The organism is Paraflavitalea speifideaquila, assembly GCF_032395985.1.
Taxonomy (GTDB): Bacteria; Bacteroidota; Bacteroidia; order Chitinophagales; family Chitinophagaceae; genus Paraflavitalea; species Paraflavitalea speifideaquila.
The window spans coordinates 3,845,985-3,858,422 of the sequence record NZ_CP135920.1 but is presented as its reverse complement, the minus strand read 5'-3'; the positions used below and the strand labels follow the sequence as shown (position 1 = coordinate 3,858,422).

16 protein-coding genes are annotated in these 12,438 nt (G+C 47.8%); 9 read left to right on the top strand and 7 right to left on the bottom strand.

What is annotated here, in order from left to right:
- Positions 1-20 precede the first annotated feature (20 nt).
- The 7 genes from RS881_RS26185 to RS881_RS26160 form a co-directional block, all read right to left on the bottom strand.
- Positions 21-602 carry a glycoside hydrolase family 18 protein gene (locus RS881_RS26185; RefSeq protein WP_315823795.1) on the bottom strand — a complete coding sequence of 194 codons (582 nt, stop codon included), beginning with the start codon at positions 600-602 and terminating at the stop codon, positions 21-23.
- Positions 599-763, bottom strand: coding sequence for a hypothetical protein (locus RS881_RS26180; protein ID WP_315823794.1), 165 nt, complete (start codon positions 761-763; stop codon positions 599-601). The genes RS881_RS26185 and RS881_RS26180 overlap by 4 nt, the downstream gene beginning before the upstream one ends.
- The gene (locus tag RS881_RS26175) at positions 760-1,119 is read right to left on the bottom strand and encodes a hypothetical protein (protein WP_315823793.1); all 360 of its coding nucleotides are present in this window, start codon (positions 1,117-1,119) and stop codon (positions 760-762) included. The genes RS881_RS26180 and RS881_RS26175 overlap by 4 nt, the downstream gene beginning before the upstream one ends.
- A gap of 53 nt (positions 1,120-1,172) precedes the next feature.
- Positions 1,173-1,304, bottom strand: coding sequence for a T9SS type A sorting domain-containing protein (locus tag RS881_RS60020; protein WP_350340180.1), 132 nt, complete (start codon positions 1,302-1,304; stop codon positions 1,173-1,175).
- On the bottom strand, positions 1,255-3,483 hold the full coding sequence (locus tag RS881_RS26170) for an Ig-like domain-containing protein (RefSeq protein ID WP_315823792.1): 2,229 nt from the start codon (positions 3,481-3,483) through the stop codon (positions 1,255-1,257). Before RS881_RS26170 ends, RS881_RS60020 begins: the two co-directional genes overlap by 50 nt.
- Positions 3,484-3,682: 199 nt before the next feature.
- Positions 3,683-5,269: a glycosyl hydrolase family 18 protein gene (locus RS881_RS26165; RefSeq protein ID WP_315823791.1), complete on the bottom strand. Its 1,587-nt coding sequence runs from the start codon at positions 5,267-5,269 to the stop codon at positions 3,683-3,685.
- 179 nt (positions 5,270-5,448) lie between these two features.
- The gene (locus tag RS881_RS26160) at positions 5,449-6,891 is read right to left on the bottom strand and encodes a carbohydrate-binding protein (protein ID WP_315823790.1); all 1,443 of its coding nucleotides are present in this window, start codon (positions 6,889-6,891) and stop codon (positions 5,449-5,451) included.
- Positions 6,892-7,277: 386 nt separating this feature from the next.
- Between RS881_RS26160 and RS881_RS26155 the strand changes: the two genes are divergently transcribed.
- The 9 genes from RS881_RS26155 (at position 7,278) to RS881_RS26115 (ending at position 12,434) form a co-directional block, all read left to right on the top strand.
- Positions 7,278-7,664: a rhodanese-like domain-containing protein gene (locus tag RS881_RS26155; protein ID WP_315823789.1), complete on the top strand. Its 387-nt coding sequence runs from the start codon at positions 7,278-7,280 to the stop codon at positions 7,662-7,664.
- Between the two features lie 7 nt (positions 7,665-7,671).
- The gene (locus RS881_RS26150; protein WP_315823788.1) at positions 7,672-8,115 is read left to right on the top strand and encodes a LysE family transporter; all 444 of its coding nucleotides are present in this window, start codon (positions 7,672-7,674) and stop codon (positions 8,113-8,115) included.
- A 198-nt stretch (positions 8,116-8,313) separates the two neighbouring features.
- Complete coding sequence (locus RS881_RS26145; RefSeq protein ID WP_315823787.1) at positions 8,314-8,622, top strand: FAD-dependent oxidoreductase; 309 nt, start codon at positions 8,314-8,316, stop codon at positions 8,620-8,622.
- On the top strand, positions 8,577-9,086 hold the full coding sequence (locus RS881_RS26140) for a phytoene desaturase family protein (protein WP_315823786.1): 510 nt from the start codon (positions 8,577-8,579) through the stop codon (positions 9,084-9,086). Before RS881_RS26145 ends, RS881_RS26140 begins: the two co-directional genes overlap by 46 nt.
- A 79-nt stretch (positions 9,087-9,165) precedes the next feature.
- Positions 9,166-9,708: a phytoene desaturase family protein gene (locus RS881_RS26135; protein ID WP_315823785.1), complete on the top strand. Its 543-nt coding sequence runs from the start codon at positions 9,166-9,168 to the stop codon at positions 9,706-9,708.
- A 195-nt stretch (positions 9,709-9,903) separates the two neighbouring features.
- Complete coding sequence (locus RS881_RS26130) at positions 9,904-10,155, top strand: hypothetical protein (RefSeq protein ID WP_315823784.1); 252 nt, start codon at positions 9,904-9,906, stop codon at positions 10,153-10,155.
- 318 nt (positions 10,156-10,473) lie between these two features.
- Complete coding sequence (locus RS881_RS26125; protein ID WP_315823783.1) at positions 10,474-11,628, top strand: helix-turn-helix domain-containing protein; 1,155 nt, start codon at positions 10,474-10,476, stop codon at positions 11,626-11,628.
- A 142-nt stretch (positions 11,629-11,770) separates the two neighbouring features.
- The gene (locus RS881_RS26120; protein WP_315823782.1) at positions 11,771-12,202 is read left to right on the top strand and encodes a carboxypeptidase-like regulatory domain-containing protein; all 432 of its coding nucleotides are present in this window, start codon (positions 11,771-11,773) and stop codon (positions 12,200-12,202) included.
- Positions 12,180-12,434: a TonB-dependent receptor plug domain-containing protein gene (locus tag RS881_RS26115; RefSeq protein ID WP_315823781.1), complete on the top strand. Its 255-nt coding sequence runs from the start codon at positions 12,180-12,182 to the stop codon at positions 12,432-12,434. Before RS881_RS26120 ends, RS881_RS26115 begins: the two co-directional genes overlap by 23 nt.
- Positions 12,435-12,438 lie beyond the last annotated feature (4 nt).

The following is a 12,438-nucleotide window of genomic DNA, read 5'->3' as shown; positions in this document are numbered from 1 at the left end:
GGTCGCAGCCGCTGCAGTTACTACCCCCGGCCATAAAAGGGGGCACCAATATTTACCTTACTCATATTTACACCCAGTTGACGAAGTGCCTGTACGGTAGCATGGATCGAAAAGCCGCTGTATTCGGCGCCCGGATAATCATACAAGGGTGAATTGTGTCCGGCCTTATTCGACCAGCCACCATTGAAATCATAGGTCATCATGTTTAAATAGTTGAGTGTATTGCTCAACCGTGGCCAATCAAAACCCTGCAACTTGGAGGTGGAAGCCGAGAAACAGGAGGTCATGAGCCTGGAGGGACCGATGGCAGTGCGTACCTGCTCCAGCAGAATGGCAAAATTGGTATAGTCCGCAGCACTGTAATGTTCTATGTTCATACCTGCATCATTGGGATACTCCCAATCGAAATCAATACCATCAAATCCCATATTGATCAACTTCTGACAATCGGCCACAAACTTTGCCCGTTTGGTAGCATCGGCAGCAACTTCCGGATAATGTTTACACATACTCCAGCCACCCACCGAGGCCAATACCTTTACCCCTTTCTGGTGCGCCAGTTCCAGAATACCAGGCGCCCCACCCTGCTTGTGGATATTCAAGGGAAAGTGCCCGTTTCATTCGTATTCACATTCCGCCATCCACTGCCTTCATTGCGGTATCCTTGCTGGTAAGCATAACTGCCATCCGGAATATAATAGAGCGTTTCCAATTCCCCGTTGATGAGGTAGAGGTCCCAGCTACTATAAATATCAGTATTCAATAAGGGAGCCGGCGCCTGAACTGCCCCCACCTGGTAGATATTCTTATTCCTAAAATCGCCACTGTGCAACGAGCCGTCTTGCGCCACCCCAAAAAAAAGGAAAAATTAAGGATGGTGTATTGGGAGTAATCTACATTCAGTTGATTGTACCCGCCCTTGGGCACCAGGTTGGCCACTTCCTTCCAGGCATCCCATTGGGTGATGTAGCCTATCACTTGTTTGCTGTGCTGCTGAGTAGTAGCAGGCACTGTTGGACTTACCTGTGCAGTGAGCAGGCAGGTATGGAACAGGCATAGGCAGCACCACACCAGGCGCTGCAGCCGGCTTGATAGATAACGTTTCGCATTGCTAAGCATATTGTATATTTTGATTATTTTGGAAATCTTGTTGAGAATATCTTTACTCCCCCTCACTTCACAAACTGCTTCGTAATCACTTTTTCTTTCTTCGTAAACACCAGGGTATACATACCAGGCGCCAGGAAGGACACATCAATCCGGTAAGTGGCAGCCTTTGGCGCCAATACCTGTCGGCCATTCATATCCAGTATACGGATAGTGGCGCCGGCAAGGTCTCCCCGTACGAATATTCAGTTGGTCACGAACAGGATTGGGCGACAAAGTGAGCCCGGCCTCTTTCTCTATTTGGTCGGATACCATTTTATTGATGGCTGATTTACTGGAAGACAGCAAGCCAGTTCCACAAGTACCCATTGTTTTCCACCACCATTCTGCTGTACCCGGTGTTACATTGTATAAGTTATTGGATTGACTTTGGTACAATACATTGTTGTACACCACCAGGTCGCCATTGTTGTATATTTTGGGATAGGGCTGGTAAGCAGCTACACCCGTACAGTTCACACCTCCACCTGTGGTGGTTACGGTAATATTGACTGCACCAGAAGTTGTTACCGCACCTGCATTGTCGGTAGCACGGGCAGTAAGGGTATAGGCACCGGCGGCTACATTGGTCCAGCTATAACTGTAAGGGCTGCTGGCATCGGTACCCAGCAATGTGCTGCCATTGTAAAAAGCAACCTGCGTTACAGCACCATCTGCATCGGCAGCTGTAGCCTGAATGGTAATAGAAGCCGGCGCCGTAAAGCTGGCATTGTTGGCAGGTGCTGTAACGCTTACCGTGGGCGCTGTATTACCTCCACCACCGCCACAATCGCGCACATAAGCCCAGGGTTTGCCATCGCCCGTATTGAGATCGGGCTGATCGCCTTGCGTCCACCATTTAGACTGGTACAATTTATTGTTGTATACTACCTGTGCGCCGCCATTATAGGGAGTGGTAATACTCCAGGCAGGAATACCATTACAATTGCCTCCGCCTGACCCCACCGTGATCGTTACAGTGGCCGAAGTGGTTACCGCTCCGCCATTATCAGTAGCCCGTGCAGTGAGGCTGTAGGTGCCATTACCTACATTATTCCAGGCATAGCTGTAAGGACTGGTAGCATCGGTACCCAACAAAGTGCTGCCATTGTAAAATGCTACCTGCGTTATAGTACCATCTGCATCAGTCGCATTTGCCTGGATAGTAATATTAGCAGGTGCTGTAAAGCTGGCATTGTTTGCAGGCGAGGTAATACTGGCTGTGGGTGGTATATTACCAGGATTGGAACCGGAGAAGTAATTGTAAAAGTTGGTCACAAAATCATCATTATTCGTTTTATCCCAGTTTACCGACCAGGTCATAATACCCCGCAGGCCGGGATAACCCGCAGGTTTCCGGAGTATGTATTGTCCGCCAAAAGAGATGCCCTTCATCAGGTAGTTGAGTGCTTGTTTCACACTAGCGGGCGCCAGGTGTCCACCCGAAGGAGCAGCCGCCGGTACAGCGGGTAAACCAAACGCAACCTGGTCTTCGCGCAAGGCAGGGAAATTCATACCCGTACCTGCTACCGGAAAACCATAGAGCAGCATCTCGGTCATCGCCACAATAAAATCGGGGGTAGACTGGAAATAGACCTTATTGTCCATACCCATGACCGAACCCGTATTATAATATTGCGGGTGGATAAAGGTCAATTCATTGCGCAAGCCATCGATCAGGGGCAGGTAGGCGCCCACCAGCGGAGCATAAGTAGCCCCATACGCAGTTTGTACATAATACGTTTCCGGCGCCATCGTCAGCCAGCAATCCTTGCCCTGCCCTTTCCGGTAGTTAATGATCTCTTTCGCAGCAGCGATCATATTGACTACTTTGGGTGTGGTAGGACTGGTGAAATTATTATCTCCATTATTCAACTGGAGCGATAACCCGCCTTCAATGTCTATATCAAACCCATCGAAGTTGTACTGGTCCAGCAGCGATTTCATAGAAGTAACGAATGCCTGTTTCTGTGCAGCAGATGTCAATACAATTGTTCCATTTTGCCCACCGAGTGATAGCAATACCTTCCTGCCCTGGGAATGAAGGAATTGGATATCCGAAATAAAATCTGCCGTACTGATGTTTTCAGGAGCAAAACTAATGGTGGCATAATCGGCAGCACTGCTGCCAAAAGCTACCTGTATCACATTGTACTGGGGGTTCACATCCCGCAAGCGGATATAAGGTGGCGAACCGGTGGTGGAACCCCAGTTGTGCCAATAACCTACGATCACTTTGGCAGGGGTAACCTGTGCGAGGAGGGGCGGTGGCCCTCCCAATAATACAAATAGTAAGAGGAGGCATGATAGCCAATACGTGACTGTTCTTTTTCGCATAAGAAGGTTTTTAAATAAAAAAAGAATATAGTACCCAGCCTATAGCATCCGGAACGTAATACAGGCCACCGTGCACAAGCAGTTCCATACACACTTGTTGCTGTACACTGTATCTCCTATATTATATATTGAATGCTATTTGCTGAATACTATATTCTCCTGCTGAATCCTGAACACAGGATGCTGTATGCTGTCTCCTCTACTTCACAAACTGTTGATGCGTTACTTTCCCTTTCTTTGAAAAGATCAGGGTATAGATCCCTGGCGCCAGTGCCGATACATCCAATTTATAAGTAGCAGCCCTGGGGGCAATTACCTGTCGCCCGGCTATATCTACTACCCGCAGGGTGCCACCGGCCATATCTTCTCCGGCTATAATGTTCAGTTGGTCTTGTACGGGGTTGGGATACAATACCCATTTTCCAGAAGGAGTTGTTTCAGCAGCTTCCTTCGCTGCCGGGGTATTGCCTTGCGTAGCAAGCCGTGCGCCGGAAGGCCTGGTTATTTTAATCCAGTTCAGGTTCCAGCCGCCGGCTTGTGCAAATACGCCTACATTGTAAGTACCGGCCGTTACGTTCACATTATGCGTAATGGTCGTCCAGTTTTGCCAGCCACCGGTAGAAGGTACTGCCAAAGCACCCAGCTGAATAGCACCTGCATTCAGGTCAAGCGATAAGGTGCCACCGCCACTCAAACTGGCCACCCGGTATTCGACCTTATAGGAACCAGTAACCGGGAAGTTGATATTGTAAAAGGCCATCCAATCATTCGCATCAATCCAACCCACATTTTGTCCGCCACCTGCATCCGTACAGTTTTCAACTTGTACACCCAACATGCTGTTATAGCTTTCGGCCTGTATCGTGATGGTACTGCCACCGCCACCGGTTCTTTGTACCACCACTTCATTGATAGCCGACAATAATGAATTAGCGCCCGTAGCATCCTGCGAAAGCTCCCACATCATTATACCATTGCCCTGATCAAAGGCCAGGTTGGTCTTACTCTTGATCGTGGGTATTCCATTATACCCTACGCCACTGAATACATCGGCATTGGGACTGGCACCTCGGGCTAGCAGGGCTGCAAATGATTCCCAGGAAGGCCGGCCATAGAAAGGAACACCCAATACCACTTTTGAAGCAGGCAATCCCCTGCCCTTCCAGTAATTGATGGATTGAGTAGCATAACTATAAGTGGAATGATCAAAATTATTGGCATCATAAGCCATCAGGTTCAGGAAGTCAACCACATTGAACACACTGTTCAATATGCTTGATCCATTGATGGCTACTACCGCAGCAGTGAGCAACTTGCCCCGGTTGTGCATTTCGGTAGACAGCTGTTGCATCAGCGTTGCGTAATTGTTGGCCGATGTACCGTTGTCGGGATATTCCCAATCAATGTCAATACCATCAAGATTGTACTGGTTTACAAAATTGATCAAATTGTTGACAAAGGCGTTGCGGTAACTGGTATTGGCAGCCAGGCTTTCAAAAGCGCCATCATCGCCGTTGTTCCAACCGCCCACGGCAATTAGCACTTTCTTGCCATTGTTATGTGCTAAGGTTACCAGGCTTTGCAGCTTGGAAGGGTTTTCGATGGCCTGTAAACCACCGGTAGAAGTGGGCAGCAAAAAGGCATAATTGATATGCGTGAGTTTGCTGTACTGAATAGAATTAACACTGCCGGCCCAGGAAGGCATATAACCTACCACTTTAAATTGGGCCATGGTTAATTGAACGCTCAAAAACAAAAGGACAAAAAAGATAGTTGACTTCTTCATGTTATGATTTTTAAATGAGAGAATACGGGATCCTGGATTCAATACTCCTCCTGCCAGGCATGCGGTTAGCCATCCTGTGAAAACAATCGTTTTCCAGGAGACCCTTTTCCCTTCCGGTGGAAAAAAGTCTTTGGCTTACGCCTGGTCCAACAAGTTTGATACAGGACTCAGCAATTCACTTACTTAACAAATCTTCGTGTGATCGTCTTTCCGTCTTTGGTAAATAACAGTGTGTACACCCCGGTTGGGAGTTTCGCTACATTGACCCGGTTGGTAACCGTGGATGAGGTCATCACCTGACGGCCCATGAGGTCATAAATGCGGAGCAATCCTCCAGCGAGAGGTTGGTTTGTAGTAATTCTTAATTCATCCCTTACAGGATTGGGGAATAGTTCAAAATTGACATCCCCGGTAGCTGTTTTGCGTTCATTATCAGTCGTAGTGTTAGATGCTATTCGTGCCGCCCCTTGACGGGTAATGCGTATCCAGTTCAGGTTCCACCCAGCCGCCTGGGCAAAGACACCTACATTATAAGTACCGGCATTGACATTCACCGTGTGGGAAATCGTAGTCCAGTTTTGCCAACCACCAGTAGAAGGTACATTCAAGGCGCCCAACTGAATAGAGCCGGCATTCAGGTCAAGTGATAAACGACCACCGCCATTCAGACTGGCCACACGGTATTCAACCAGGTAGCTGCCCGTGGTGGGGAAATTGATATTATTATAGGCCATCCAGTCATTCGCATCGATCCATCCAACATTCTGTCCACCACCTGCATCCGAGCAGGCTTCCGTTTGCACCCCCAACATAGCACTATAACTCTCGGCCTGAATGGTTATGCTGCTGGGCGGGTTGCTGGTTTGCTGGTATACCCGCACATAGTCTACATACATATTGGCAGGCAGGGCGCCATTGTTCACCGTAAAACCAGGCCAGTTGCCGCCAATGGCCATATTGAGAATAAGAAAGGCATTATTGTGGAACTCACTGGTACCATTGACGCCATTCAAAATATTGGCCTCATGGAATTGAACTCCATCAACAAACCATTTGATAGAAGCCGCCGTCCATTCAATGGTATATACATGAAAACCAGTTACACTTACCGCGGTATTACCGCCGTAAGAAGCATAGTTATTATTGGGGTCCGACCAGTGAATGGTACCATAGGTACGCTGTTCCGTATTCACATGCTCCATAATATCAATTTCCCCACAGGCAGGCCAGCCGGCCGTACCTATATTATCGCCCAGCATCCAGAAAGCCGGCCATACGCCCTGGAAGGCAGGCATGGCTATACGGGCTTCTATTTTCCCATACTTCCAGGATTTGCGACCCTGCGTTTTCATACGTGCTGATGTGTAATTCATGCCGCCAAAACTTTCATTGCGGGCTGTGATCACCAACTGCCCATTTTGGACCGTAGCATTCTGACTGCGATAATATTGCAGTTCATTGTTTCCCCAGCCACCAGAGCCGGTGCCGGTCTCAAATACCCAGTCGGGTCCAATACTATTGGTAAACTCATCCTGCCATACCAATTGCCAGGTTTGTGCATTTCCAGGAAGGGTAAGGAATAAAGCAAACAATAAACTTCCGAAGTGTGTAATTCTTTTCATAAGCAAGGTTTTAATGATTGATGAAATAAAATAGCAGACAGGCAAGTTACAAACTTCTGTGTACTAGTTCCCGTTAGTAGTCATTATGTAATGGTATTTTGTATGTTTTTTTATGCACATCGTAGAATCACTACTCAACTTTAGTAGTAGCCGCAATAGCCTACAACCATTACTAATCAACGATAGTACTTCAATGATGTGATCAGTTATCACCCACCTACTACTACATTACTACTTCATCACCATTAGCTACCATAAGCCGCCTACGTCACTGCTTAGGCAACCCATTGTTACACAATACTCATTGGTTATACAATTGCTCCAATTCACGTATCTTTGACAAGGAACAAGCGAAAAACTAAGTACATATCCCAAACTGCGTTTTCATGAAGCAATTATTCAAAGCATTTATCCTTTTGTTTGTATCTGGCACTGCAGCCGCACAAAACAAGACCACCGTAGCGCCGGCCCAATTTGAAAAGTGTCTGCAGGCCAAAGGCGTTCAGCTACTGGATGTAAGAAGACCGGAAGAATTCAAGGAAGGACATATCAAAGGGGCCGTACTGGCCAACTGGCAGGACGAAAAGCAATTCCAGGAACAAGTTGCCAAACTCGATAAAAGCAAGCCAGTGTATGTGTATTGCCTGGCCGGTATCCGTGGCGACAAAGCAGCCAACTGGCTCGTCAAGAACGGATTTACCGCCGTAATAAACCTGGAAGAGGGTATCAAAGCATGGAAAGAGGCAGGCAAACCAATCGAAGTGGGGCATTGATCGAACCATGAGCGCATTCATCAATTTCCTGCTGTCATTTACTTTCAGCTTCACAGGATCACTTACACCCGGCACTGTCAACCTTAGTTCCGTACAATTAGGGCTCGACAACAAGGCTTACCTGGCCTGGCGATTTGCCTTGGCAGCAGCCATCATGGAATATATTTATGCATTCCTGGCCGTTACCTTTGAAAAGATCATTACTTCGTCGCCCATCATAGTACAGAATTTCCACCTTATTGCGGCAATCGTCATGCTTACCCTGGGTATATTGAATATCCGGTCGGCCTCTAAACCTACTAACCTGTCCATACGCCTGCAAAACAGCGGCTTCCGCCGGGGCTGGTACTTGGGCTCCTCAATCCACTGGCCATGCCCTATTGGATTGGTATTACCGCCTACCTCAAAAGCCAGCATTGGATCAACTTATCCACCCCCTGCAATTACATAGCTTTTTATTGGGCGTATCGACAGGAGTATTTACTTTACTGGTATTGGTAGCCTACCTTGCAAGTAGGGTAATGAAACTGTTGCGTGAAAATCAGCTGATCAAAAGATCCCGGGCTACCTGATGCTGTTACTGGGCATTTATGCCCTGATACGCTATATCGTATTGCTTTTATCCCCTTCCACGTAATATCTTTGGATTATGGAAAAGAAGGACTATGATGCCATCGTTGTCGGATCCGGCCCCAATGGACTATCAGCCGCCATCACCCTGCAACAGCGTGGCCTGTCGGTATTACTGCTGGAAGCCAGGAACTCCATTGGCGGCGGTATGCGTACAGAAGAATTGACCCTTCCCGGCTTTTACCACGATGTATGTGCCGCCATCCTTCCCATGGCTGCCACTTCGCCCTTTTTGCCACCCTTCCCTTACAACAATATGGACTGGAATATATTTACCCTGCTGTGGCAGCCGCCCACCCCTTCGAGGATGGCAGCGCTGCCGTATTAAAGCCGTCTCTCCAGGAAACCGCCCGGTTATTGGGCGTAGATGCCGGCGCTTATCTGTCGCTGATGAAACAGGTAGTGGAAGATTGGCCTTACATTGCCCCTGACATCCTGGGGCCTTTCCATTTTCCAAAATACCCCATGCGTATGGCGCGTTTTGGACTGAAAGCCTTGCCTTCGGCTGCGGCCATCGCCAAAAGGTTTACCACCGAAAAAGCCAAAGGGTTGTGGGGAGGTATGGCCGCACATGCTATCCAGCCACTCACCAATTATGCTACTTCGGCCATCGGACTGGTATTGTCGGCCGCAGGCCATTTATATGGATGGCCCGTTCCCAGGGGCGGCACCATTTCTTTGGCCCATGCACTGACCCGGTATTTTGAGGTCCTGGGTGGTAAAATACAAACAGGCTTTACCGTACAAACGCTTGCGCAACTCCCTCCGCACATGCTGTATTGTTTGATATAACCCCCAAACAATTGATGGCCATTGCAGGCGATCAGTTCAGCCCCTCTATAAATGGCAACTAAACCGCTATCGCTATGGCATGGGCATCTTTAAAGTCGATTGGGCACTGAATGGCCCCATTCCTTTTACCGCACCTGAATGCAGGGAGGCGGGCACGGTACACCTGGGCAACACGTTTAAAGAGATAGCTGCCGGTGAACAGCTGGCCGCCAATGGAGGGCATCCCCAACGTCCCTTTGTATTACTGGCACAACAAAGCCTGTTCGACAGCAGCCGGGCGCCTGCCGGCCAGCATACCGCCTGGGCCTATTGCCATGTACCCAATAGATCTACTGTGGATATGACAGGCATCATTGAAGCACAGGTGGAACGCTTTGCACCAGGCTTTAAACAAACCATCCTGGCCAGGCATACCTTCAATACGGTACAATTACAACAGTACAATCCCAATTATATTGGTGGCGATATCAATGGTGGCATTATCGACCTGGGCCAGGTGTATACCCGCCCCGCACTTCGCCTTTCACCCTATAAAACCTCCGCCAGGGGCCTCTATATCTGCTCTTCCTCTACCCCGCCCGGGGAGGCGTACATGGCATGTGCGGCCATCATGCCGCCCTGAAAGCCCTCCGCGACGTATTTAAAATAAGCTAATACACCCTCTCTTACACCCTGACCATCAACGACTAAATCCATCAGCCCCTTACTCCCCGCCTCGCGCCTGGCCTAAAAACTTAATATTGGAGCTTGAACCCATCTATTATCTTTATGTTATCCTTATATTATCATTTTGTAAATTGTAAACAAATCACTTCACATGTCCACCAGTAAGCACACAGAAGCGCAGAGCAATCATTCCAGGAAATCTACCCGTAAAGAGATCGGTCTTCAGTTAGCCAGTGCATTGAATAACCTGAAAGAGACCCTCGGAGAAAAGAAATTTGAACGCCGTATTAAAAAAGCAGCCCGTTTATTGACTGCCGGTATCAAAACAAAGCCTGTAAAAAAGAGAAGAAAGGAAAGGGAAAAACAAAGACCAACCAGTCCAACAAAGCTAAAAAAGCCGTAGCACCCAAGGCAGTAGCGGAATAGTAAACTGATTCCCAAACTACCGTTTTCCCCAGAGGCAGGTTACCATGCCCACACTTGTTTCCGTATTTGAATAGCAGACCGCCGCTCCCCTCATAACAACTGTACCAGCATCAACGAAAAATCATACATAGTTTACCTCCGATAGCCAGTAGGGTATCGATGGTAGGGTTGTTGTTGCCCACTCCTGCTTCCTATCAAAAAAGGCCTGTTAACCCATAGGTAATATTACTCCGATAGCTTTGTTGGGTATGGAGTATATCATTATCATAGGTGCTTTCCAGGCATTACTGGCACTTTGCCTGTTCGTTGTCTACAGGCAAAAAAGCCTGCCGACAACCTACTTACCTGGATACTGATCTGCCTTTTCACACATTTATCCATTAAGTTCTTCATCTATGCAGCCTCGGGAAATACCCTCCTCAAAACGGGCTTCAATACTTTCATAGACCTGGGCTATGGTCCATTATTGTGGATGTATGCGCGGAGAGTACAGTATGATCAATACCGCCCCGTACAACATTGGTATTTATTATTGCCCATGTTTGCAGCAGCCGTCATGTATACTGCAATTGCAGTGAAATTGATGATTGATCCCGCCGGTGTAGTCAACTGGTTATTGGTATACAATGAGGTATCCCAATACCTTATCGTTGCCTGTATGACGGTATTCCCCCTGCTAAGCCTACAAGTAAGCCGCCAATTACCCACCTTCTGGAAAAGCGAAAAACAATTGATCAAAAAAATAGCCTTTTGCTTTCTACTGATACCAGTAATATGGATTGTTACCAATATTATCAATGCCCTTCAAATAGCCGATGGGCCTTCCTTGAACATTGCCATTCGCATTATTGCCTATTCCAATATGCTGGTCATCTGTTTGTTCATCATCCAATACCGGTTGGAAGTACGCAGTTTACTAAATAGTACAGCCGCCCCTGAACAGCTACCCGCCTCCCTCACGCACTTCCCTATGCCGGCAGTATTGATCGAAGAAAAAGAATCGTTGATCCTAACAATACAAGCCGCGGCGCTACCTACCGAAGAACAGGATCAACCTGCCCAACGCAGATCTACTTTAACCACCTTGCAACAACAAGCAATTGCTGTGAAGCTGTTGACCATGATGGAGGAGAAAAAAACCTATACTGATCCAGAGCTCACCCTGGAGAAATTATCTTCCCTCCTCAAAACTCCCCGCCATCATCTTTCTGAAGTATTGAATCAGCACCTGCACCAAACATTCTATCAATACGTTAATGATTACAGGATCAGGGAAGTATTGCACCTGCTAGACCGTTGCCGCCAGCAACAAGTAACCCCAATATACTTTCACTGGCCTATGATGCAGGCTTCAATTCCAAGTCATCCTTTAATCAGTACTTTAAAAGACCACCGGACATACGCCTACCGAATACCTGAAGCAGCCGGGGAAAGTAGAAACAGGAAATAACATTGGCTTAATACCCACAACCTATTGACAGTCAATTTCTGTAAGTGCAAATGGACACATTGATTCCGGTACAGGTACGGTTCCGCCGGAATGGACGTTCACCTGCCTGGCCAATTGCAGCTTTGCCGGAAATTCTTTCTTCATGAGCATGCAACTAAGAACTAACTGTCGATTTGTATTCCTGCTTTTGTTGTGCTGCGTCGGGACCGTTTTCTCCCTGGAGGCGCAAACCATCAAAGGCATTGTATCGGGTAAGGACGGACAATTGCCCGGCGCCACTATCCAAGCGCCTGCTATCAAAAGATCAGCGTCGACCGACCTGAATGGGGCTTTTACACTTTCTCTTCCAGGTGCCGGGAAAATAACCATTACCATATCTTATATCGGTTATGAAACCAAAACAATGGACATCAACGTCCATGACGGTGTAACCAATGCCGGCATTATTGAACTAAGTCCCGCCCAAAGTGAACTGGGTCAGGTAGTGATCAAAGGCACCATGGCCCCTTCGCAGGCAAAAAGCCTATCACATCAAGAAAAATGCCCTGGCCATGATGGATGTACTGGCTGCTGATGCCATTGGCAAATTGCCCGATCGCAATGCTGCCGAAGCTGTACAGCGCATGCAGGGGGTAGCAGTAGCCAGGTATCATGGTGAAGCCGATGCCGCTACAGTAAGAGGAACACCTTTTGCCTGGACATCTACCATGTTTAACGGAAGCCGCCTCCCAGCTCCAATGTACTGGGTAATCGTTCTTCAGTTCTGGATGCAGTACCTTCTGAGATCATTCAATATGTACAGGTAGCCAA